Below are 24,168 nucleotides of genomic sequence, written 5' to 3'. Positions count from 1 at the left end.
CTGCGCAGCCGGCCGTACTGGCGGCTCAGCTCATGCAGCGCCTGGCCATGCTCGGGCCGCACCTGCTGCCACTCGAAGCGCCAGGCCCACGAGCCATCGCCCACGCCCGGCACGTTCATGCGCGCCTCGGCCCCCAGGCCCAGCACGTCCTGCATCGGGAAGATGGCGGTGTCGGCCACCGAAGCGGCCGCGGCGCGCAGCATCGCGGGCAGCACATGGGCATCGTCGGTGGCCAGGTAGCTGCGCACGTGGTGGCGCTCGGCCTCACCGGCGGCGTGCCACCAGCCCATCGTGGTGTTGTTGTCGTGGGTGCCGGTGTACACCACGCTGTCGGGCGTGTGGTTGTGCGGCAGGTAGCTGTTGTCGCTGGGCCCGCCGAATGCGAACTGCAGTATCAGCATGCCCGGGAAGTTGAAGCGCTGGCGCAGCGCCACCACGTCGGGCGTGATCACGCCCAGGTCCTCGGCCACGATGGGCATTGGCCCCAGCGCGGCGGCCACCGCGTCGAACAGCGCCGCGCCCGGGCCCGGCTTCCACTGGCCCTTGATGGCCGTGGGCTCATCGGCCGGAATTTCCCAGTAGCCGGCAAAGCCCCGGAAGTGGTCGATGCGCACCAGGTCGGTCATCTCGAACATGCGGCGGATGCGCTCGGTCCACCAGGCATAACCTTCGGCCGCATGCGCGCTCCAGCGGTACAGCGGGTTGCCCCAGCGCTGGCCGGTTTCGCTGAAGAAGTCGGGCGGCACGCCGGCCACCACCGTGGGCCGGCCTTGCGCATCCAGCTCGAACAGCTCCTGCCGTGCCCACACCTCGGCGCTCTGGTGGGCGATGAAGATGGGCGCATCGCCCATGATCTGCACACCGCGCTGGTTGGCATAAGCCCGCAGCGCCTTCCACTGGCGGAAGAAGCTCCACTGGCAGAACTCGTAGAAGGCGATGCGCTCGGCATGCCGCTCACGGGCCTGCGCCAGCGCAGCGGCCTCGCGGCGCGCCAGCGGCGCCGGCCAGTCGGTCCAGTCGATGAAGCCGTGGTGCTCCCACAGCGACATGAAGAGCGAATAGTCGGGCAGCCAGTTGGCCTGCTCGGCCTTGAACTGCGCATGAGCCGCCGCATGCGCCCCCGGCGCGGCCGCGAAGTGGCGCGCCGCGCGCGCCAGGCGCGACATGCGCCAGGGCACCAGCGTGTCGAAGTCGATGCGCCGCGGGTCGGCCACGCCGTCAGGGGCCAGGTCGGCGTCGGTCAGCCAGCCATGCTGGCGCAGCTCGTCCAGGTCGATCAGCAGCAGGTTGCCGGCAAAGGCGCTGCTGCTCATGTAGGGCGAGTTGCCCGGGCCGATGCCGCCCAGCGGCAGGATCTGCCAGATCGACTGGCCAGCGCCGTGCAGCCAATCCACGAAGTGGCGCGCCGCGGGCCCCAGGTCGCCGCTGCCATGCGGGCCGGGCAGCGAGGTGGGGTGGAGAAGAACACCGGAGAGTCGGGGAAGGCGCATCGTGAAGCGGTGGACAGCAGTTGAAAGGTCGGCGGCCGGGGCGCCGCTCAGGCGCGGCCCAGCAGCACCAGGCTGCGTGCGGGCACCGTGTACCACGCCCCGGCCGGCACGGTGGCAGCCTGGGCAGGCTGCGTGCCCGGCCACTCGGCGGTGTTCAGCCGCAGCTGCCAAGCCGCAGCCGAGGGCTCGCCAGCCTCCACCGCGGGCAGCAAGAACGGCACCTCATCGGCCTGGGCGTTGATGAGCAGCAGCAAGGGGCCGGTCGCCCGGCCGGGGCTGCCGATGAAGGCGCCCAGGGCGCGGGCATCGCCGTCATGCCACTGCGCTGCCGTCAGCGCCGGGCCCTCGGGGCTGAACCAGGCCAGGTCGGGCAGGCCTTCTGCGTCGGGAAAGCCGCTGTACCAGCGTTCGCCCAGCGGCAGCCGCTCGCGCCGCAGGCGGATCAGCCGGGCGGTGAAGTCGATCAGCGCCTCGTCGGCCGCTGCCCAGTCGATCCAGGTGGTGGCGTTGTCCTGGCAGTAGGGGTTGTTGTTGCCGTCCTGCGTGTGGCCCAGCTCGTCGCCGGCCGCGATCATCGGCGTGCCCTGGCTCAGCAGCACGGTGGCCAGCAGCGCGCGCGCCAGGCGGGCGCGGGTGGTTTGCACGGCCGCGTCGTCGGTCTCGCCTTCGTGGCCGCAGTTCCAGCCCAGGTTGTGGCCGTGGCCGTCGCGGTTGTCTTCGCCGTTGGCCTGGTTGCGCCGCTGCTCGTAGGTGAGCAGGTCGCGCAGCGTGAAGCCGTCGTGCGAGACCACGTAGTTCACGCCCTCGCCCGGCGCCCTGCCCCGCTGGTGGAACAGGTCGGCCGAGCCGGCCAGCCGCCGCGCGAAGTCGCCGCGGTGCGCCGGATGGCCCAGCCAGAAGGCCCGCATGGTGTCGCGGAACTTGTCGTTCCACTCCAGCCAGCCGGCCGGAAACTGCCCCAGCTGGTAGCCGCCGGGCCCGATGTCCCAGGGCTCGGCGATCAGCTTGACGCCTTGCAGCAGCGGGTCTTGCCGCAGCGCCATGAAAAAGGCGCCATGGCGGTCGAAGCCCTGGTGGCCACGGCCCAGCACCGGCGCCAGGTCGAAGCGGAAGCCGTCGACATGCATCTCGCCCACCCAGTAGCGCAGGCTGTCCAGCACCAGCTGCAGCACGCGTGGCTGGCGGATGTCCAGCGTGTTGCCGCAGCCGGTGTCGTTCTCGTAGAGCGCCCGGCTTTCTTGCCGCAGGCGGTACCAGCCGGCGTTGTCCAGCCCGCGGAAGCTCAAGGTGGGGCCGTGCTCGTCGGTCTCGGCGCTGTGGTTGAACACCACGTCCAGGATGACTTCGATGCCCGCGGCATGCAGGCGCTGCACCATCTGCCGGAACTCGCGCCGCGCATCACCGGTGGCGGCATAGCCGGGCTCGGGTGCGAAGAAGCCGATGGTGTTGTAGCCCCAGTAGTTGGACAGGCCCATCGCCACCAGCCGCTCTTCGTCGATGTGCTGGTGCACCGGCAGCAGGCTGACGGCGGTGATGCCCAGCCGCTGGAAGTGGGCGATGGCCGCGTCGCTGGCCAGGCCGGCATAGGTGCCGCGCAGCGCCTCGGGCACGCCGGGGTGCTGGCGGGTGAAGCCCTTGACGTGCAGCTCGTACAGCACGGTGTCGGCCAGCGGCGTGCGCAGCGGCTGGTCGCCGGCCCAGTCGAAGGCTTCGGCCGCCGGCACCACGCGGGCCTTGAGCGCATGCGCACCGTTGTCGCGCGGGTCGGCGCCGGTGTGCTCGGGTCGCCACTCATGGCGGCCGACGATCTCACGCGCCCAGGGGTCGAGCAGCAGCTTCTGGTCGTTGAAGCGATGGCCCGCCGCCGGCTGCCAGGGCCCGTGCGCGCGAAAGCCGTACACCAGCCCCGGCCGCGCGCCGGGCAGCCAGCCATGCCACACGTCGCCGCTGCGCGCGGGCAGCGGCAGGCGGGCCAGTTCGGTGCTGCCAGTCTCGTCGAACAGGCACAGCGTCATTGCCTCGGCATGGGCCGAGGCCACCGCGAAATTGACGCCGTCACCATTGGCGGTGGCGCCCATGGGCCAGGGGCGGCCGGGTTGCAGGGCGGCGAAGGCGGGTGGGGTCATCAGTCAGCGAGCTTCAGGAACACCGTGGCCAGCGGCGGCAGCGTGAGCTGCACCGAATGGTCGCGGCCATGCCAGGCCACCGGCTCGGACGTGGCGGCGCCCAGCGGCGTGCCGGTGTTGCTGCCGCCATAGGCCGCGGCATCGGTGTTCAGCACCTCGCGGTATTCGCCCGGCGCCGGCACGCCCAGCCGCCAGCCATGGCGCACCGTGGGGGTGAAGTTGCACACCACCACGATGAAGCCGCCATTGGCGTCGCGGCGCACGAAGCTCAACACCGAATGCTCGGCATCGTGGTGGTCCAGCCACTCGAAGCCGTCGCCGCTGAAGTCGCGCTGGTGCAGCGCGGGCGTGGCCGCATACAGGCGGTTGAGGTCGCGCACCAGGCTTTGCACGCCGCGGTGCAGCGGGTCGTCCAGCAGGTGCCAGTCGAGGCTGGCTTCGTGGTTCCACTCGCGCTGCTGGCCGAACTCGCAGCCCATGAACAGCAGCTTCTTGCCCGGGTGGCCGAACATGAAGCCGTAGTACGAGCGCAGGTTGGCGAACTGCTGCCACCGGTCGCCGGGCATGCGCGCCAGGATGGAGCCCTTGCCGTGCACCACTTCGTCGTGCGACAGCGGCAGCACGAAGTTCTCGTTGAAGGCATACACCAGGCTGAAGGTGACTTCGCCATGGTGGTACTTGCGGTACAGCGGATCACGGCCGAAGTAGTGCAGCGTGTCGTGCATCCAGCCCATGTTCCACTTGTAGTGAAAGCCCAGGCCGCCGGCATACACCGGGCGCGAGACCGCCGGGAAGGCGGTGGATTCTTCGGCGATGGTGATGCCCTGCGGGCGCTCCACGCCCACCACCTCGTTCAGGCGCTTCAAGAATCCGATGGCTTCCAGGTTCTCGCGGCCGCCGAACTCGTTGGGCACCCACTCGCCATGCTTGCGGCTGTAGTCGCGGTACAGCATCGAGGCCACTGCATCCACGCGCAGGCCGTCGACGTTGTGGCGCTCCAGCCAGTACAAGGCATTGCCCACCAGGAAGTTGCGCACCTCGGCACGGCCGAAGTTGTAGATCAGCGTGTTCCAGTCCTGGTGGAAGCCTTCGCGCGGGTCGGCATGCTCGTACAGGTGCGTGCCGTCGAACTGCGCCAGGCCATGTGCATCGCTCGGGAAGTGCGCCGGCACCCAGTCGACGATCACGCCCAGGCCCAGCGCATGCGCCCGCGCCAGAAAGCGCTCGAAGCCGCCCGGGCCTTCGCCCGGCGCGTCGAAGCGAGCCGTGGGCGCATACAGGCCCACCGGCTGGTAGCCCCAGGAGCCGTCGAACGGATGCTCGCTGATGGGCAGCAGCTCCAGGTGGGTGAAGCCCATGTCCTGCGCATAGGGCAGCAGCTGCTCGGCCAGCTCGTCCCAGGTGAGCCAGCGGTTGCCTTCTTCCGGCCGGCGCTTCCAGGAGCCCAGGTGCACCTCGTAGATGCTGATGGGCGCGTCCAGCGCATTGGCCAGCTTGCGCTGGGCCGAAGGCGCCTGCACCGGCGGCATCGGCGCCACGACGCTGGCGGTGGCCGGCCGCAGTTCGGCCGAACGGGCGTACGGGTCGGCCTTCTGCGGCAGCAGGTGGCCTTCACGGCTGAGCAGCTCGAACTTGTAGCGTGCACCCGCGCCCACGCCGGGCAGAAACAGCTCCCACACGCCGCATTCGGCCCGCAGCCGCATCGGGTGCGCGGCGCCGTTCCAGTGGTTGAAGTCGCCCACCACGCTCACACGCATCGCATTGGGTGCCCACACCGCGAAGGCCGTGCCTTCCACGCCCAGCACCGTGCGCGGCACCGCGCCCAGCACCTCGAACGGGCGCAGGTGGGTGCCTTCGGCCAGCAGCCACACGTCGGTCTGGCCCAGCAGCAGCGGAAAGCGGTAGGGGTCGTCGATGACCGACTGCGCGCCGCCATGCCACTGCACCTGCAGCCGGTAATCGGCCGACAGGTTGGCGAACTGGCCCTGGAAAAAGCCTTCGACCGGCAGCGGCGCCAGCACGCCGGCCGGCTGGCCGGTGGCCATGTCGATCACGCCGACGGCCTGGGCGCCGGGCAGCCAGGCCCGCAGCCACACCCGCGGCTGCGGGCCGCTGGTGTCTTCATGGCGGCCGAGCACGGCGAAGGGGTCTCCGTGGCGGCCACTGCGCAGCCGCTCGATGTCGTTATCAGTGAACATGGTGTGGGGCGATGGCTCAGCGGCGCGGTTGCACGCGCCAGATCTGCTCGGCGTACTGCCCGATGGTGCGGTCGGCGGAGAACGGGCCCATGCCGGCCACGTTGGCGATGGCGCTGCGCGCCCAGGCGTCGCGGTCGCGGAAGCGCTGGTCCACCTGTCGCTGGGTGGCGATGTAGGAGTCGTAGTCGGCCAGCAGGAAGTAGTGGTCGCCGCCCCACAGCAGCGCATCGACCACGCCACGGTAGCGGTGGGGCTCGTCGGGCGAGAAGGCGCCGCTGGCGATCATGTCCAGCACCGACTTCAGCCGCGGATGCTGTTCATAGATGCGCATCGGCTGGTAGCCGGCGCGGCGCTGGGCTTCCACCTCGGGCGTGCGCAGGCCGAAGATGAAGATGTTGTCGTCGCCCACGGCCTGGCCGATCTCGATGTTGGCGCCGTCCAGCGTGCCGATGGTCAGCGCGCCGTTGAGGGCCAGCTTCATGTTGCCGGTGCCCGAGGCTTCGGTGCCGGCGGTGGAAATCTGCTCCGACAGGTCGGCGCCGGGCATGATGACCTCGGCCACCGACACGCCGTAGTTGGGGATGAAGGCCACCTTCAGCCGGTCGCCCACGCGGCGGTCGTTGTTGACCACGGCGGCCACGTCGTGCACCAGCCGGATGATCTGCTTGGCCATGTGGTACGACGAAGCGGCCTTGCCCGCGAAGATCACCGTGCGCGGCTGCCAGTCGGCGTTGGGGCTGTCCAGGATCTCCTGGTAGCGCGTGACCACGTGCAGCAGGTTCAGCAGCTGGCGCTTGTACTCGTGGATGCGCTTGACCTGCACGTCGAACAGGCTGGTGGGGTCGACCTGCAGGCCGATGGTCTTGTGGATCAGCGCGGCCAGGCGCGACTTGTTGTGCTGCTTGGCCTCGGCGAAGGCGATGCGGAAGCTGCTGTTGTCGCCCACGGTCTTCAGCCGCGACAGCTCATCGAGGTTCAGGCGCCAGCCCTGGCCCAGCGTCTGGTCGAGCAGGCTGCTGAGCTTGGGGTTGGCCTGCGCCAGCCAGCGGCGCGGGGTGACGCCGTTGGTCATGTTGGTGAAGCGCTCCGGCCACAGGTAGGCGAAGTCCGAGAAGATGGTCTGCACCAGCAGGTCGGAGTGCAGCTGCGACACGCCATTGACCATGTGGCTGCCCACGATGGACAGGTTGGCCATGCGCACGCGCTTTTCGCCGCCTTCGCTCACCAGCGACAGCCGGCGCAGGAACTCGACGTCGTCGGGCTTCTTGCTGGCGGCAAAGGTGAGGAACTCGTGGTTGATGCGGAAGATGATGTCCAGGTGCCGCGGCAGCACGTGGTGCATCAGGTCGACGGCCCAGGTTTCCAGGGCCTCGGGCATCAGCGTGTGGTTGGTGTACGAGAAGGTCTGCTGCGTGATCTTCCAGGCCGCGTCCCAGGCCATGCCGTGCTGGTCGACCAGCAGGCGCATCAGCTCGGCCACGCCGATGGCGGGGTGGGTGTCGTTCAGGTGGATGGCCACCTTCTCGTGCAGGTTGTCCAGCGTGGGGTGCTCTTCCAGGTGGCGCGCCAGGATGTCCTGGATGGACGCCGAGGTGAAGAAGTACTCCTGCCGCAGCCGCAGTTCACGGCCGGCGGGCGTGCTGTCGTTGGGGTACAGCACCCACGAGATGTTCTCGAACTGGTTCTTGACTTCGGCCGCGCGGGCGTAGTCGCCCGAGTTGAAGGCATGCAGGTCGATGTGGGCCGGGGCCACCGCCTTCCACAGGCGCAGCGTGCTCACCTTGTCGGTGCCGTGGCCGGGCACCACCATGTCGTAGGCCTTGGCATTGACCTCGGCCGCCGGGCGCCACTGCGCCTTGCCGCCGGGGATGGCGGGCTGCTCGACCCAGCCGCCGAAGCACACCGGGTAGCCGATGCCGGCGCGCGGAAACTCCCAGGGCGTGCCGTTTTCCAGCCACGAATCGGGGTGCTCCACCTGCCGGCCGCCCTGGATGGACTGGGCGAACATGCCGTATTCGTAGCGGATGCCGTAGCCGAAGGACGGCAGGCCCAGCGTGGCCATCGAGTCCAGGAAACAGGCCGCCAGCCGGCCCAGGCCGCCGTTGCCCAGCGCCGCATCGGGCTCGCCCGCGGCCAGGTCTTCCAGGGTCTTGGCGTGTTTTTCGGCTGCGGCCGCGGCATCGGCCTGCAGGCTCAGCGAATGCAGCGCATTGCCGAAGGTGCGGCCGATCAGGAACTCCATCGACAGGTAATACACGCGCCGGGCCTTGGTGCCGCGGTCTTCGGCCTGCGTGCGCACCCAGCGCTGCGAGAGCTGCTCGCGCACGGCCTGCGACACCGCCTGCAGCACTTCAGGCGCGCCGGCCTGCTCGGGCGCCACGCCCACGGTGTTGAGCAGGTGGCGTTCGGTGGCGGCTGCCAGGTCGGTTTCGGGGGTATGGGTTTTCATCAGAGTGAGCTCCTCAGGAGGCCGCGATTTTGGAAGGGCCTGCAAAATTCCAGCCCGGTTTCATGCTGGAATGGTTTGCAGGCGCGGCGCGGAAGCAACGCCTGTGCGTGACAGTTGCAACAGATGCACGGGCTGGATGGCGGCGCTATCCTGCGACCGAACGCGCCGTGCGCTTGTGTTCATCTTATCCATTCAGTAGCAGTTCGAAGTTCCAGAAGCAGTACATCCACGTTCCAAGTCGATTGCCAAAACAGATCCGGGAGACTCCTCGATGGCTACGCATGACGCCGCCCGCAACTTTGACCTGCCCAAGCGCGCCGTGGCGCTGGTCCTGGCCGGTGGCCGGGGCAGCCGCCTCAAGAACCTGACCGACCGCCGCGCCAAGCCGGGCGTCTACTTTGGCGGCAAGTTCCGCATCATCGACTTCGCACTGTCCAACTGCCTGAACTCGGGCATCCGCCGCATCGGCGTCATCACGCAGTACAAGAGCCACAGCCTGATGCGCCACCTGCAGCGCGGCTGGGCCTTCCTGAAGCCCGAGATCAACGAGTTCGTGGACCTGCTGCCCGCGCAGCAGCGGGTGGACGAAGAAAGCTGGTACCGCGGCACCGCCGATGCGGTCTACCAGAACCAGGACATCATCGCCAGCTACAAGGCCGACTACGTCGTGGTGCTGGCCGGCGACCACGTCTACAAGATGAACTACGCGCTGATGCTGGCCGACCACGTGGAACAGGGCCGCGACTGCACCGTGGGCTGCATCGAGGTGCCGCGCGAAGAAGCCTCGGCCTTCGGCGTGATGCACATCGACGAGCGGCGCCAGATCCTCGACTTCGTCGAAAAGCCCGCCGACCCGCCCGCCATGCCCGGCAAGCCCGACCGCGCGCTGGCCAGCATGGGCATCTACATCTTCAATGCGCGCTACCTGTTCAAGGAACTGGAGCGCGACATGGCCGACCCCGATTCGTCGCACGACTTCGGCAAGGACATCATTCCGCGCGCGGTGGCCAACGGCAATGCGGTGGCCCATCCGTTCGACATGAGCTGCGTGGGCGCGCTGCACGGCGAGGAGCCCTACTGGCGCGACGTGGGCACGCTGGACGCCTACTGGGACGCCAACATCGACCTCACGGCCACGGTGCCCAAGCTCGACCTTTACGACACCAAGTGGCCGATCTGGACCTACCAGCCGCAGCTGCCGCCGGCCAAGTTCGTGCACGACATGGGCGAGCGCCGCGGCACCGCGATCGAATCGCTGGTCTCGGGTGGCTGCATCGTCTCGGGCGAAGTGCGGCGCACGGTGCTGTACTCGGGCGTGCGGGTGCATTCGCATGCCAAGGTGCTGCTGTCGGTGCTGCTGCCCGACGTGCAGGTGGGCCGCGGCGCGCGGCTCACCAAGGTCATCATCGATCGCGGCTGCCACATCCCCGACGGCATGGTGATCGGCGAAGACCCTGAAGCCGACGCGCGGCGCTTCCTGCGCAGCGAAGGCGGCGTGGTGCTGGTCACGCGGGACATGCTGGCGGCGCTGCAATGAGCGAACGGCTGGCAGGCGCGGCGCCTTCATCGGCGCCGCTGAAAGTGCTGCATGTGGCGGCCGAAGTGTTTCCCCTGGTCAAGACTGGGGGCCTGGCCGACGTGGTGGCGGCGCTGCCGCCAGCCCTGATCGCTGCCGGCGCCGACGTGCGCCTGCTGGTGCCGGGCCTGCCGCAGATGGCCCGGGCCATCGAACAGCCGCAACGTGTGCTCGATCTCGGTGCGATGTTCGGCGCCGGGCGCATCAGCCTGATGCGCGGCCGCATGCCCGACACCGGCGTGCCGGTGTACTTCATCGACGCGCCCTACCTGTACCGCCGCGGCGGTGGCCCCTACCAGGACAGCCGTGGCCTGGAATGGCAGGACAACCTGCAGCGCTTTGCGCTGCTGGGCTGGGTGGCGGCCCACCTGGCCGCGGGCGACCTGGACCCCGACTGGACGCCCGACGTGATGCATGCGCACGACTGGCATGCCGGCATGGCCTGCGCCTACGTGGCCGGCCATCCGCCCACGCAGGCCGCGTCCATCTACACCGTGCACAACCTGGCCTACCAGGGCTTGTTCCCCACCGCTGACTTCCCGTGGCTGGGACTGTCCTCGCGCTTCATGTCGCCGGCCGGGCTGGAGTTCCATGGCCAGGTCTCGTTCATGAAGGCGGGCCTGAAGTTCGCCGACCGCGTGACCACCGTCAGCCCCGGTTATGCGCGCGAGATCGCCACGCTGGAGCATGGCTTCGGGCTGGACGGCGTGATCCGCGGCCGTGGCACGGACGTGCACGGCATCATCAACGGCATCGACGAATCGCTGTGGAACCCGATGACCGACCCCGGCATCGCGCAGCGCTTCGACGCCGAAACCGTGACCGCCGGCAAGGCCGCCTGCAAGCGCGCGCTGCAGCAGGAATTCGGGCTCGATCCCAAGGCCGCCGGTCCGCTGTGCGGCGTGGTCAGCCGGCTGACTTCACAAAAAGGCCTGGACCTTGTGCTGGCCGCGCTGCCGGCGCTGCTGCAACGCGGCGGCCAGCTGGTGCTGCAAGGCAATGGCGACCCTTCGCTGGAAGCCGCCTTCCGCATGGCGCAGCAGGCGCATGCCGGCCAGGTGGGCGTGAAGCTGGCCTACGACGAAGACCTGGCCCACCGCGTGATGGCCGGCTCCGACCTGGTGCTGGTGCCCTCCCGCTTCGAGCCCTGCGGGCTGACGCAGATGTATGCCCAGCGTTATGGCGCGCTGCCCGTGGTGCGCCGCGTGGGCGGCCTGGCCGACACGGTGGTCAACGCCACGCCGGACACGCTGGCGGCTGACCAGGCCACCGGCTTCATGTTCGACGCCGCCAGCGGCCACGCGCTGGAAGGCGCCATCCACCAGGCCTGCGACACCTTCGTCGAACCGGTGACCTGGCAGCAGATGCGCCGCCGCGCCATGGCCGCCCGCTTCTCCTGGGAAGGCCCGGCCCAGCAGTACCTGGCGCTGTACCGCGAGGCCATCGCGGCCCGCGCCGCGCAACCGCGTGGGGTGCCGGAGGGCTGACAGGGACCGTTCCGCCGCCGGGCCGCCCCAAGGCGGAACGCGCCCCCGCGGGGGGTAGCGAGCACAGCGAGCTTGGGGGCTCCATCCAGCAAAAAAGCCGCCCGAAGGCGGCTTTTTGCGGCACGGTCGCGGCGCTGCTTACTTGTTCGAAGCGAAGCGGAAGCGCGACTCGGGGCGGGTTTGCAGCTCGCTGGGCAGGGAGCCGATGTACTCGGCGATGGCGCGCAGCTCGGCGTTGCTGTACTGCTTGACCTGGCCGGCCATGATGGCGTTGCCGCGGCCGATCAGGCTGTTGTTGGTGGTCTTGTACGACTTGAGGGCCACGTACAGGTAGTCGGGGTACTGGCCGGCGATCTTGGGGTAGCTGCCGTCGATGGGCTTGGAGAAGTTGGCGCCGTGGCAGGACACGCAGGCACCCTTGGTCAGCAGCTCGGCCACTTCGGGGCGGGGCTTGACAGCCAGTGCTTCGGGTGCCGGCTGCGGGTCGGCCACATTGCCTTCATAAAAGGCGGCGACATCGGCCATGTCCTGGTCGGTCAGCGAGGCGGCGATGCCGCGCATCGTGGGGTGCTTGCGGTCGCCGGTCTTGTAGCTGTTGAGCGCGGCCACGATGTACTTGGCGCCCTGGCCCGAGATCTTGGGCACGAGGTGCTGCTCAGGGAACGCGGCCTTGTACTCGGGGATGCCATGGCAGCCGATGCACATGGCCACCTTCTTGGCGCCGGCAGCGGCGTCAGGCTTGATGTCTTGCGCGTCAGCCGCCGAAACGATGCCGGACAGGGCCAGCACAAACAGCATGGAGTGGGCTTTGTTCATCGTTGTCGCGGACCTGTGGCTGTGGGCTTGAGTTCAACCGCTGATTATAGGGGGCCCCTTATACTGGTTTTAACCCTTATCACGCTCGCACCGAAGGCCACCACTCATGAAGTTCCAAGGCTCCGACCAGTACGTCGCCACCCAGGACCTGATGCTGGCCGTCAATGCAGCCATCACCTTGCAGCGCCCGCTGCTCATCAAGGGCGAACCCGGCACCGGCAAGACCATGCTGGCCGAGGAAGTGGCCAGCGCGCTGGGCATGCCGCTGCTGCAGTGGCACATCAAGAGCACCACCAAGGCCCAGCAGGGCCTGTATGAATACGATGCGGTCAGCCGCCTGCGCGACAGCCAGCTGCAAGACCCGGTGAGCGCCGAGAAGGTGCGCGACATCCGCAACTACATCGTGCAGGGCACGCTGTGGCAGGCCTTCACGTCGGAGCAGCCGGTGGTGCTGCTGATCGACGAGATCGACAAGGCCGACATCGAATTTCCGAACGACCTGCTGCGCGAGATCGACCGCATGGAGTTCTACGTCTACGAGACGCGGGAACTGGTCAAGGCCAAACACCGGCCTCTCGTGTTCATCACCTCCAACAACGAGAAGGAGCTGCCCGACGCCTTTCTGCGCCGCTGCTTCTTCCACTACATCAAGTTCCCCGATGCCACGACGATGCAGAAGATCGTCGACGTGCACTTTCCGGCCATCAAGAAAGAGCTGCTGGGCGCTGCGCTGAAGAACTTCTACGACGTGCGCAACCTGCCGGGCCTGAAGAAGAAGCCCAGCACCAGCGAGCTGATCGACTGGCTCAAGCTGCTGGTGGCCGAAGATATTCCGGCCGAGGCGCTGCAGAGCAAGGACGACAAGGTGGCCGTGCCACCGCTGCTGGGCGCGCTGCTGAAGAACGAGCAGGACGTGACGCTGTTCGAGAAGCTGGTGTTCATGCAGCGGCACAACCGCTGAAAAAAGCTTGGGGGCTGACTCAGCGCCCGAGCGTCACTGACAAGCCCAGCCGCGGTTCCACCCGCTGGGTGTCCACCGGCCGGTAGGCCGACACATCCAGCGTGGCGCGCCGGGGCACCAGCCACCAGCGCATGCCCACGGTTTGCGCGGTGCCGGCCGGCTCCGAGGCCAGCTGCAGGTACATCAGGTGTTCACCGGCCACGCGCCACAGCGTGGACCACTTGGCGCGCGAGCGCAGCGCGGTGGTGTCCTTGTCGCGGCCGAACTGCAGCTCCATCGCCCAGTCGTCGTTCAGCCGCAGCATGCTGCCGGCGGCCACCAGTGCACGCGCGGCCTGGCTGCGCACGGTGGGGTCGCCGCTGGCCTTGACGCCCAGGCGGGCGCTGGTGGTCAACTGGTCGGCCAGGCGGGTGCTCATCCACTGGTCGATCGACAGGTCGAAGCGCCGCATGCGGGCATTGCTGGTGACGGCCGGCGGCGGCGCGGCCACGTTCATCGCCATGCGCTCGCCGGTGCAGCCGTAGCCCATGCCGCCGCTGACGTCGGCGCGCTCGAGCTGGCGTTCGCGCTGCTCGGGGTTGGCATCGGCAAACGGGTCGAGCGAACAGGTGGACGGCGCCGCAAAGGCCGCGGGCCCCAGCAGCGACTTGCGCGCCACCGGCTTGAGCCACTGCACCCGCAGGCCGGCGGGGGCGACGGCGGGGCCGGGGTCGGCCCAGGGCTCGGCCCGCGCCGAGCCCATGAACAGGCACAGCAGGGCCGGCAGGCCGGCCAGCATCGGCAGGGGGTGACGGCGAGGGGCGGTGCAGGTGCTCATGTCGTCACGCGGGGCGAGAGTGGACAGGGGTGATGATGCGATCATCGTCGCGTGTCAACAGCAAGAAAAACACCAGTTAAGCCCTGGTGGTTACACCACGATGCCCTGGCTCCAACCCGTTGAACTGTCTGGCCGCTGGGCCAGCCTGGTGCCTCTTGTAACCGAACATGCCGGTGCGCTGGCCGAAGCGGTGCAGGAAGGTGAATTGTGGAAGCTCTGGTACACCGCCGTGCCTTCCCCGGAACGCATGGCGGCCGAGATCGAGCGGCGGCTGGGCCTGCAGGCCGCGGGCAGCATGCTGCCCTTCACCGTGCTGGACACCGAAGGCACGCCGGTGGGCATGACGACCTACATGAACGTGGATGCGGTGCACCAGCGTGTGGAGATCGGCAGCACCTGGCTGGCGCGCCGGGGGCAGCGCGGACCGCTGAACACCCAGTGCAAGCGCATGCTGCTGGCCCATGCGTTCGACACGCTGGACTGCATCGCGGTGGAGTTTCGCACGCACCGCCTCAACACCCAGAGCCGCAGGGCCATCGAGCGCTTGGGCGCGCAGCTCGACGGCATCCTGCGCAGCCACCAGCGCACCGCCGACGGCGCGCTACGCGACACCGCCGTCTACAGCATCACCGCGGCTGAATGGCCCACCGTGCGCAACCACCTCGACTGGCAGCTCGCCAAGCCGCGCTGACACACCATGGCCCACAAGCTTTTCGACATCGAAGCCCTCTGGAAGATCGAGCGCCTGGGCGCGCCCAGCCTGTCGCCGGATGGCGCGCAGGCGGTGCTGCCGGTCACCCGCTTCTCGATGGAGGACAACAACAGCCGCACGGTGCTGTGGCTGCTGTCCACCCAGGGCGGCAAGCCGCGGGCGCTGACCCATGGCGGCGACAAGGACGGCCAGCCGCGCTGGAGCCCACGCGGCGACCGCATCGCCTTCATCGCCAAACGCGAACAGGAAGGCCGCAAGGACACCGCGCCGCAGCTGTACGTGATTCCGGCCGACGGCGGCGAAGCCCGGCGCGTGGCCACGGTGGCCACCGGCATCGAGGCCTACCGCTGGCTGCCCGACGGCAAGCGCATCGTCGCGGTGTCGTGGGTGTGGCCGCAGCTCAAGGGCGGCCGCGCCCAGGCCAAGGCCTACAAGGCCTTTTCGGAGCGCAAGGAAACCGGCTACGTCACCGCCGAGCCGCTGTACCGCTTCTGGGACGACCACCTGCCGCAAGACCGGGTGCCGCACCTGCACCTGATCGACGTGGACAGCGGCAAGGTGCGCGACCTGTTCGAGGGCACGGCCTGGGAGCTGCGCCGGGTCGACCCCAGCGCCGAGAACTTCGACGTCTCGCCCGATGGCGAGCGCATCGTCTTTGCCTTCGACCCGGCGCCGGTCAAGCGCATCGACGGCCGCTATGCGCTGGCCGAGCTGCAGCTGGCCACTGGCCGCGTCGACGTGATCGCGCGCGACGAGGCCTATGACTTCTCGTCTCCGCGCTACAGCCCGGATGGCGAGCGGGTGGCCTTCACCGCCAGCCACCAGGGCCGCAAGCACACCATGCCGGCGCAGCTGGCCGTGTGGGAGCGCAGCCGCCCCGGCAGCCGAACGGGCCGCTGGGCGGTGGAAAGTGAAGCCTGGGACCACGAGGTGCATGCCCCGCTGCACTGGGAAGACGACGGCCAGGCGGTGCTGTTCACCGCCGAGCAGCAGGGCCGCTGCCACCTGTGGCGCTTCGACCTGCCCGACCGCCGCGCCGAGGTGGTGCTGGAAGGCGGCTGGGTGCAGGGCTTCGACAAGCAGGCCGGCACGCTGGTGGCGCTGCGCGATGCGGCCAGCCACCCGGCGCAGGTGATCGCCTGCCTGCCGGGCCAGAAGCCGCGCCGCATCGAGCGCTTCAACGATGCGCTGCTGGGCCCGCTGGCCTGGGGCCGCAACGAGGCCATCTGGATCACCGGCGCCGAAGGCGACAAGGTGCAGGTGTGGCTGACCTACCCGCCCGGCTTCGACCCCAAGAAGAAGTACCCGCTGCTGCACCTGATCCATGGCGGGCCGCACACCGCGGCCGGCGACGTGTGGCACTACCGCTGGAACACCGAGCTGTTCGCCGCGCAGGGCTATGTGGTGGCGGCGGTCAACTACCACGGCTCTTCCAGCTTCGGCTATGCCTTCCTCGACAGCATCACCCACCGCTGGGGCACGCTGGAGCTGCAGGACGTGGAAGCCGCCACCGACGCGCTGTTGCAGCAACCCTGGGCCGACCCGGCACGCGTGTTTGCCACCGGCGGCAGCTACGGCGGCTACATGGTGGCCTGGATGAACGGCCATGTGCCGGCCGGCCGTTACGCGGCCTACGTGTGCCATGCCGGCTGCTTCGACTGGCAGGCCATGTTCGCCGACGATGCCTGGAGCTGGCATGCCAAGGAGCTGGGTGCCTGGTACTGGGACAAGCCCGACCAGGTGGCCGCGCAAAGCCCGGCCAGCTACGCCGGCAGCATGAGCACGCCCACGCTGGTGATCCATGGCGCCAAGGACTACCGGGTGCCCGATGCACAGGGCCTGGCCTACTACAACACGCTGCATGCCCGCGGCGTGGACACGCGGCTGCTGTGGTTCCCCGACGAGAACCACTGGGTGCTCAAGCCCCGCAACAGCCGGCTCTGGTATGCCGAGTTCCTGGCCTGGCTCAAGCGCCACGACCCGGCCCAGCAGCCGGCGCGCAAGCGGCGCAAGCCGGCCGCCTGAGCACCCCGCCGCTTGCAAGCAGATGCAAGCGGCGCCCCGAAGACGTTTGCTGGCACTTGCATTGCCTACGCAGTGCTTTGCCTACACTGGCCCGATCGCCCCCGCCGGACACCTTCGCCATGCTCATCAACTTCTTCTACACGCTGCGCGCCGCGAAGCTGCCCGTGTCCGTCAAGGAGTACCTGACGCTGCTGGAAGCGCTGAAAGCCGACGTGATCGGCCCGTCGGTGGACGATTTCTACTACCTGGCCCGCACCACGCTGGTCAAGGACGAGAGCCAGTTCGACAAGTTCGACCGCGCCTTCGGTGCTTATTTCAAGGGCGTGGAAATGCTGACCGACTTCAGCCAGGACGTGCCGCTGGAATGGCTGCGCAAGACGCTGGAGCTGGAGCTAAGCCCCGAGCAGAAGGCCGCCATCGAGAAGATGGGCTGGGACGAGCTGATGGAGACGCTCAAGAAGCGCTTCGAAGAGCAGAAGGAACGCCACGAGGGCGGCAACAAATGGATCGGCACCGGCGGCACCAGCCCGTTCGGCGCCCACGGCTACAACCCGCAGGGCATCCGCATCGGGCAGGACAAGGGCCGCAACAAGAGCGCCGTGAAGGTGTGGGACCAGCGCAGCTTCAAGGACTACGACGACAACCTGGAGCTGGGCACCCGCAACATCAAGGTGGCGCTGCGCCGGCTGCGCCGCTTTGCGCGTGAAGGCGCGGCCGAAGAGCTGGACCTGGACGACACCATCCACAGCACCGCAGCCAATGCCGGCCTGCTGGACATCAAGATGGTGCCCGAGCGCCACAACAAGGTGAAGGTGCTGCTGCTGATGGACGTGGGCGGCACGATGGACGAGCACATCCACCGCGTGGAAGAGCTGTTCAGCGCCGCCAAGACCGAGTTCAAGCACCTGGAGTTCTATTACTTCCACAACTGCGTCTACGACTTCATGTGGAAGAACAACCGCCGCCGCTACAGCGAGAAGTTCCCGACCTGGGACGTGATCCGCAAGTACAACAAGGACTACAAGCTGATCTTCGTGGGCGACGCCACCATGAGTCCCTACGAGATCCTGCAGCCCGGCGGCAGCGTCGAATACAACAACGAAGAGCCGGGCGCCGAATGGCTGCAGCGGCTCACGCAGGCCTTTCCCAAGTTCGCATGGATCAACCCCGAGCCGCAAGGCGTCTGGCAATACCGGCAGAGCATTGCCATCGTCCAGCAGCTGATGAATCAGCGCATGTTTCCGTTGAGCCTGCAGGGGCTGGAAGGTGCGATGCGGCTGCTGAGCAAATGATCAGGCGCGCAGGCGCCTGCCTGCTGCTGGCCGCCTGCGTGGTGCTGCCCGGTTGCGCGTGGCTCAAGCCGCCACCGCCGCCGCCCGAGCCCCAGGGCGCCACCGAGGCCACGCTGGCGCCGCTGGCCGTGGAACTGGAAGTGCAGGCGCCGGGTGAGCTGCGCAGCCTGCTCGAGAACTACCTGGACCTGGGCCGCCTGCGTGCGCTGGCGCCGGACGAGCCCATCACCCCGGCCGAGCTGCGCCGCCTGGAAGCGGCCACGCCCGCCCAGGCCCGCGCGCTGCTGGAAACCGAGGGCTACTTCGACGCCCAGGTGCAGGTGCAGCGCGTGGCCGACAACCCGCCCAAGGTGCGTGTGACGGTGCAGCCCGGCGAGCGCACCATCGTGCGCGACGTGGTGTGGGGCGTGAAGGGCCCGCTGCAGCAGGCGGTGGAAGCCGGCGACACCCGCGCCATGGCCGCGCGCAGCGCGCTGCAGGGCAACTGGCCGATGCCGCCGGGCTCGCCCTTCCGCAATGCGCAGTGGGGCAATGCCAAGAGCAGCTCGCTGGCGCAGTTGCGCGCTTCGGGCTATGCCGCCGCCAGCTGGGAGAGCACCCGCGCCGAGGTGGACGCGGTGGACCAGAACGCGGTGCTGTGGGTCACCGCCCAGTCGGGCCCGCTGTTTCGCACCGGCGAGCTGCGCATCCTGGGCCTGGAGCGGCACGACGAGCAGACGGTGCGCAACCTGGCCAACTTCGAGCCCGGCACGCCGGCCACCGAGCAGCTGCTGCTGGACTACCAGGAGCGGCTACAACGCGCGGGCCTCTATGACCGCGCCACCGTCAACATCGACACCGACCCCGCGGTGGCCGACGCCACGCCGGTGACGGTGCGGCTGGGCGAGCTGCCGCTGCAAACCGCCATCGTGGGCCTGGGCGTCAGCGCCAACACCGGCCCGCGGGCCACGCTGGAACACATCCACCGCCGCATCTTTGGCCAGCGGGCCACGCTGCGCAACAAGTTCGAGCTGGCCCAGCTGCGCCAGGCCTGGGAGGGTGAACTCACCTCCCACACCCTGCCCGGCCTCAAGCGCAACCTCGTGGGCGGCGCGCTGGAACGGGTGGAGTCCAGCGACGACGTGGTGCGATCGGCCCGCCTGCGCGCCGGCCGCGCCTTCGACAGCGAGCGCATCGACCGCCTGCTGTTCGTGGAGGTGGAACAGTCCGACACGCGCAACGACCTGGGCACCGAAACTGCCCGCGCCATCTCGCTGAACCTGCACAACACCTGGCGCAAGGTGGACAACGTGCTGCTGCCCACCGACGGCCTGGGCCTGACCCTGCAGACCGCCGTCGGCCAGGCCCGCAGCGACAACTTCGACAACAGCACCGCCACCGGCCCCTATGCCCGGGCCTATGCCAAGCTGCAGTGGTGGAAGCCGGTGGGCGAAGACTGGTACGCCCACACCCGGCTGGAGCTGGGCCAGGTGTTCGTCAAGAACGACCTGCGGGTGCCCGACAGCCAGCGCTTTCGCGCCGGTGGCGACGAATCGGTGCGGGGCTACGGCTACCGCGACCTGGGGCCTGAAGAAAACGGCGTCACCCGCAGCGGCAACGTGCTGATGACCGCCAGTGCCGAGATCGCCACGCCATTGACACCGCGCATTCCGGGCCTGTGGTGGGCCACCTTCGTCGACCTGGGCAATGCCGCCGACCGCTGGAGCGAGCTGAGCCCCGCGCTGGGCGTGGGCGCCGGCGTGCGCTACCGCAGCCCGCTGGGGCCGATCAGCGTCGACCTGGCCTATGGCCGCGAAACCAAATCCGTGCGGCTCCACCTCAGCGTGGGCGTGCAGTTCTGACATGGCCACCGACTTGCCGCCCGATACCCGACCCGACGCTTCGCCGGCCGCGCCCGCGGCCCGGCCCGCGCCGCTGCGCACCCTGCGCGGGCGCGCGCTGCGCTGGACGCTGCTGAGCCTGCTGGCCCTGCTGGTGCTGCTGGCGCTGGCCGCCGCCGGTGCCGCCTGGCTGCTGCGCACGCCGGCCGGCAATGCCTGGCTGCTGGGCCAGGTGCCCGGCCTGGTGGTGCAGCAGCCGCAGGGCCTTTTCAGCGGCGGGCCCTATGCCACGCCGCGTGTGGCCTACACCGGCGCCGACGGCCTGCAGGTGACCGTGGACAACCTGCGCTGGCAAGACCTGCGCTGGCGCTTCCGCCCCAGCGAAGGCACCTTGTTCGGTCTGGTGCTGCAGGCCCCGCATGCCGACCGCGTGGTGGTGCGCACCGCACCCCAGCCCGAGCCGCCCCCCAGCCAGCCGCTGCAACGCCCCGGCGGCCTGCGCCTGCCGCTGGAAGTGCAGGTGCAGGGGCTGACGGTGGACACCGTGCTGGTGGACGAGCAGCCCGCCATCACCGACATCGCGGCCAGCCTGCACCTGGGCGCCGACCGCAACCGCGTGCACCTGCTGCAAGGCGCACGCCTGACGCGCGACGGCCTGCAGCTCACGGCCGATGGCCGCATCGAGACGCAGGGCGACATGGCGCTGCAACTGCAGGCGGCCTTGCGCTCCACGCCGGACAGCAGCTTCCCGCTGCAGGCCGAGGTGCAGGCCACCGGCCCGCTGGACCGCATCGGGCTGACGGCCGCGCTGCGCGCCGCCAGCAGCACCAGCCCCACCGCCTCCGCGGACACCACGCCGGGCCGCATCGACCTGCAGGCCATCGTCACGCCGTTCGAGGCCTGGCCGCTGGGCGCACTGACCGCCAAGCTGCAGGCCCTGGACCTGGCACCGCTGGCCAACGGCCTGCCCGCCACCCGCCTCAACGGCGACGTGCGCGTGGACAGCGCCGGCGCCAACCAGCCGGCCGAGATCGCGCTGCAGATCACCAACGCCCTGCCCGGCCGCTGGGACGAAGAGCGCCTGCCGCTGCAGGCGCTGCAGCTCACGCTGCGCGGCACGCCGGCCGACCGCCGCACGCTGGAGTTCACGCGGCTGCAGGCTGACCTGCCCGCGGCCGGCCGGGTGGAAGGCAGCGGCCGCTGGCAGGCCGATGCGCTGCAGCTGGACCTGCAGCTGGCCGGCGTGCAACCGGCGCAGCTGGATGCCCGCGCCGCGGCCATGACGGTCAGCGGCCCGCTGGCCTTGTCGGTGCGCGGTCTGCCCTCGCCCGACGGCAGCGCGGCCCCCGCCGGGGCGCCGCTGGTGGCCGCGCTGCGCGGTACGCTGGACGGCCGGCTGGCCCAGCCGCAGTCGCCGCGCGCCCGCGTGGTGGTGGACGCCGAAGCCACCCGCCAGCCCGACGGCCAGCTGCTGGCCGAGGTCCGGCAGCTGCAGGCCAGCGCCGGTGCTGCGCGTGCGCAGGCCAAGGCCCGCTTCGAGATGGCGCCCGCGGGCGCCTGGTCGCTGGACACCAGCGGCAGCTTCACCGCCTTCGACCCCACGCCGTGGGTGCCCGGCCCTGCCGGCTCGGCCTGGCGCAAGGGCCCGCACCAGCTGGAAGGCAGCTGGAAGGCCACCGCCAACCTGCCCGCCCCCGCCAACCCCAACACGCCGCTGCTGCAGGCGCTGCGCGGCCAGGCCAACGTGGTGCTGCGCAACAGCCTGCTGGCCGGCGTGCCGCTGGACGGCACGCTGGACTGGAAGGCCACCGGCACCCAGCAGCTGAGCGCCCGGCTGAACGCCGCCGGCAACCGGCTCGACCTGGACGGCCAGACCGGCGGCGCGCCGGCCGCCGACCGCTGGCAAGGCCAGCTCGATGCGCCGGCGCTGGCCGCGCTGGCACCGCTGGGCGGCTTGAGCCCCGCGCTGCAGGCCTGGATGCCCAAAGCCGGCACCGCGCAAGGCCGCTTCCAGCTGCAGGGCCGCTGGCCCGCGCTTCAGACCGACGGCAACCTGCAGGTCAGTGGCCTGGTCACGGGCGATGCGCGGCTGCAGAAGCTGGTGGCCTCGTGGCAGGCCTCGGCCGATGCCAATGCGCCGCTGTCGCTCGACCTGCAGGCCCAGGGCCTGGCGCAAGGCGTGCAGCGCATCGACAACCTCAAGGCCGTGATCGACGGCAGCCTGGCGCGCCACCGCTTCAGCCTGGACGCCGACAGCCCGGTGCGGCCGCCGGCCTGGGCCGACGTGGCCGAAGCCCGCCGGGGCACGCGCACGCCTGCTGCGGCCGGCACCGCCGTGCTGCTGCGCGGCGACGGCAGCTGGCAGCCCGCCAACCGCCTGTGGCAAGGCCGCGTGGCCGAGCTGAGCGCGCGTGATCGCGTGCAGCCGCAGCCCGCCTGGCTGGCCGCGCAGAACCTGGCCGGCGCGCTGCGGCTGGACGCCGACGGCGGCGTGGCCGAAGCCTCGCTGCAGCCCGGCCGGCTGGAGGCGCTGGGCGCCGCCCTGCGCTGGCAGGCCGCGCGCTGGCAGGCCGCCAGCGGCAGCACGCCGCGGCGCATCGACGTGGAAGCGCAGCTCGACCCGCTGCGCGTGGCGCCGTGGCTGGCCCGCTTCCAGCCCGACATGCGCTGGGGCGGCGACCTGGCGCTGCAAGGCCGCATCTCGCTGCACAGCGCGGGCGCGGTGGCCGGCGACGTGGTGATCGAACGCGCCGGCGGCGACCTGACGCTGGCTGACGATGCCGGCGTGGAATCGCTGGGCCTGACCGACCTGCGCGTGGCTGCCTCGGCGCAGAACGGCACCTGGTACTTCACGCAGGCGGTGGCCGGCGCCAACCTGGGCGTGATGGCCGGCTCGCAGGCCTTGCGGCCGCCGGCCGGCGCCGCCTGGCCCACGCCGCAGACGCCGCTGGAAGGGGTGCTGGAGTGGCGGGTGGACAACCTGGCCGTGTGGGCGCCCTGGGTGCCGCCGGCCTGGCGCCTGGGCGGCAAGCTGCGCACCAGCGCCTACTTCAGCGGCACGCTGGGCGAACCCGGCATCAACGGCGAGCTGGTGGGCAGCGAGCTGGCGGTGCGCAACCTGCTGCAGGGCATCGACGCACGCAACGGCAGCTTGTCCATACAACTGAAGGGCACCGAGGCCACGCTGCGCCAGCTGCGGCTGCAGGGCGGCGACGGCACGCTCACGGCCACCGGCCGCGCCACGCTGGGCGCCAAGCCCACGGTGCAGCTGCAGGTGCTGGCCGACCGCTTCACCGCGCTGGGCCGGCTCGACCGCCGCATCGTGACCAGCGGCCGCGCCGACGTCGGCTTCGAGGGCGACCGGCTGAAGGTGGACGGCCGCTTCGGCATCGACGAAGGGCTGATCGACTTCTCGCGCGGCGATGCGCCCAGCCTGGACAGCGACGTGGTGGTGGTGCGCCGCCGCGGCGACCCGCCGATCACGCCCGACGAAGCCGCCGCCGCCAAGCGCGCCGCGGCGCCCACGCCCGCCCCCACGATGAATGCCGACGTGCGGGTGGAGGTGTCCATGGGCGACCAGCTCAAGCTCAAGGGCCGCGGCATCGACACCCGGCTCAAGGGCCGCGTGACCGTCACCACCCCGGGCGGCCAGCTGGCGGTGGACGGCGCGGTGCGCACCGAATCGGGCACCTATGCGGCCTACGGCCAGAAGCTGGAGATCGAACGCGGCATCGTGCGCTTCGACGGGCCGGTGGAGAACCCGCGGCTGGAGATCGTGGCCATCCGGCCGAACCTGGACGTGGCGGTGGGCGTGCAGATCGGCGGCACCGCGCTCAACCCTCGGGTGCGCCTGTTCAGCGACCCCGACATGGCCGACATGGACAAGCTGTCGTGGCTGCTGCTGGGCCGCGCGCCCGACGGCCTGGCCCGCAACGACACCGCGCTGCTGCAGCGCGCCGCGATGGCCCTGATCGCCGGCGACGGACCCTCGCGCACCGGCGACCTGATGAAGAGCATCGGGCTGGACGACCTGTCGGTGCGGCAGGAGGAAAACGGCAGCACCAAGGACACCATCGTGTCGCTGGGCAAGCAGATCTCGCAGCGGGTGTACCTGGGCTACGAGCACGGCGTGAACACCGCCGCCGGCAACTGGCAGCTGATCTACCGCGCCGCGCAGCGCTTCACGCTGCGGGCGCAGGCAGGGGCGGATACCGCGGTGGACGTGATCTGGACTTGGCGGTGGAATTGATGTTGGCCCCCAAGCTCGCTGCGCTCGCGCCCCCCCGAGGGGGAGCACCCGCCCTTGTATCTTCCCGAACCAGGCCCCCAGAGGTTTTTTCTCTGAATGCTGACCGTGTCGCGGTCGCTGCGCCAAACCTGATCCGCCCTTGAGCTGTAG

General features: G+C 70.0%; 14 protein-coding genes. 8 read left to right on the top strand and 6 right to left on the bottom strand.

All coding sequences use genetic code 11. The features are described from left to right. From malQ to ABNT58_RS15400, 4 genes are all read right to left on the bottom strand, one after another. Positions 1-1,490 (bottom strand): 4-alpha-glucanotransferase (gene malQ / locus ABNT58_RS15415; protein ID WP_348754344.1); only part of this gene is annotated, 1,490 nt, incomplete at its 3' end. Between the two features lie 47 nt (positions 1,491-1,537). Beyond that, a complete protein-coding gene (gene glgX, locus ABNT58_RS15410; RefSeq protein WP_348754343.1) occupies positions 1,538-3,616 on the bottom strand; it encodes a glycogen debranching protein GlgX in 2,079 nt (692 codons plus the stop codon). Next, complete coding sequence (gene glgB, locus ABNT58_RS15405; RefSeq protein ID WP_348754342.1) at positions 3,616-5,814, bottom strand: 1,4-alpha-glucan branching protein GlgB; 2,199 nt, start codon at positions 5,812-5,814, stop codon at positions 3,616-3,618. The genes glgX and glgB overlap by 1 nt, the downstream gene beginning before the upstream one ends. Positions 5,815-5,830: 16 nt before the next feature. After that, positions 5,831-8,263 carry a glycogen/starch/alpha-glucan phosphorylase gene (locus ABNT58_RS15400; protein ID WP_348754341.1) on the bottom strand — a complete coding sequence of 811 codons (2,433 nt, stop codon included), beginning with the start codon at positions 8,261-8,263 and terminating at the stop codon, positions 5,831-5,833. Between the two features lie 271 nt (positions 8,264-8,534). Here ABNT58_RS15400 and glgC point away from each other — a divergent pair, with 271 nt between their 5' ends. Next, a complete protein-coding gene (gene glgC / locus ABNT58_RS15395; RefSeq protein ID WP_348754340.1) occupies positions 8,535-9,800 on the top strand; it encodes a glucose-1-phosphate adenylyltransferase in 1,266 nt (421 codons plus the stop codon). Then, a complete protein-coding gene (gene glgA / locus ABNT58_RS15390; protein WP_348754339.1) occupies positions 9,797-11,326 on the top strand; it encodes a glycogen synthase GlgA in 1,530 nt (509 codons plus the stop codon). The genes glgC and glgA overlap by 4 nt, the downstream gene beginning before the upstream one ends. A gap of 138 nt (positions 11,327-11,464) precedes the next feature. Here glgA and ABNT58_RS15385 read toward each other — a convergent pair whose 3' ends face one another. Beyond that, the gene (locus tag ABNT58_RS15385) at positions 11,465-12,142 is read right to left on the bottom strand and encodes a c-type cytochrome (RefSeq protein WP_348754338.1); all 678 of its coding nucleotides are present in this window, start codon (positions 12,140-12,142) and stop codon (positions 11,465-11,467) included. Between the two features lie 106 nt (positions 12,143-12,248). Here ABNT58_RS15385 and ABNT58_RS15380 point away from each other — a divergent pair, with 106 nt between their 5' ends. Next, a complete protein-coding gene (locus ABNT58_RS15380; protein WP_348754337.1) occupies positions 12,249-13,103 on the top strand; it encodes a MoxR family ATPase in 855 nt (284 codons plus the stop codon). A 19-nt stretch (positions 13,104-13,122) separates the two neighbouring features. Here ABNT58_RS15380 and ABNT58_RS15375 read toward each other — a convergent pair whose 3' ends face one another. After that, positions 13,123-13,920, bottom strand: coding sequence for a hypothetical protein (locus tag ABNT58_RS15375; protein WP_348754336.1), 798 nt, complete (start codon positions 13,918-13,920; stop codon positions 13,123-13,125). Between the two features lie 100 nt (positions 13,921-14,020). Between ABNT58_RS15375 and ABNT58_RS15370 the strand changes: the two genes are divergently transcribed. The 5 genes from ABNT58_RS15370 to ABNT58_RS15350 all read left to right on the top strand — a co-directional run bounded on the left by ABNT58_RS15370 (position 14,021) and on the right by ABNT58_RS15350 (position 24,018). Further along, a complete protein-coding gene (locus ABNT58_RS15370; RefSeq protein WP_348754335.1) occupies positions 14,021-14,611 on the top strand; it encodes a GNAT family protein in 591 nt (196 codons plus the stop codon). Positions 14,612-14,617: 6 nt separating this feature from the next. Then, positions 14,618-16,657: a S9 family peptidase gene (locus ABNT58_RS15365; protein WP_348754334.1), complete on the top strand. Its 2,040-nt coding sequence runs from the start codon at positions 14,618-14,620 to the stop codon at positions 16,655-16,657. A 119-nt stretch (positions 16,658-16,776) separates the two neighbouring features. Next, positions 16,777-17,949 (top strand): VWA domain-containing protein, encoded by a 1,173-nt coding sequence (locus tag ABNT58_RS15360; protein WP_348754333.1) that lies wholly within the window; start codon positions 16,777-16,779, stop codon positions 17,947-17,949. Further along, complete coding sequence (locus ABNT58_RS15355) at positions 17,946-19,790, top strand: BamA/TamA family outer membrane protein (RefSeq protein WP_348754332.1); 1,845 nt, start codon at positions 17,946-17,948, stop codon at positions 19,788-19,790. Before ABNT58_RS15360 ends, ABNT58_RS15355 begins: the two co-directional genes overlap by 4 nt. Position 19,791: 1 nt before the next feature. After that, entirely contained in the window at positions 19,792-24,018 is a 4,227-nt protein-coding gene (locus ABNT58_RS15350) for a translocation/assembly module TamB domain-containing protein (RefSeq protein WP_348754331.1), read from the top strand. Positions 24,019-24,168: the final 150 nt, after the last annotated feature.

This window comes from uncultured Aquincola sp., assembly GCF_964001545.1.
Taxonomy (GTDB): Bacteria; Pseudomonadota; Gammaproteobacteria; order Burkholderiales; family Burkholderiaceae_C; genus Aquincola.
Note: the sequence above shows the minus strand (reverse complement) of the source record. Positions and strands in the feature narration are given on the sequence as shown.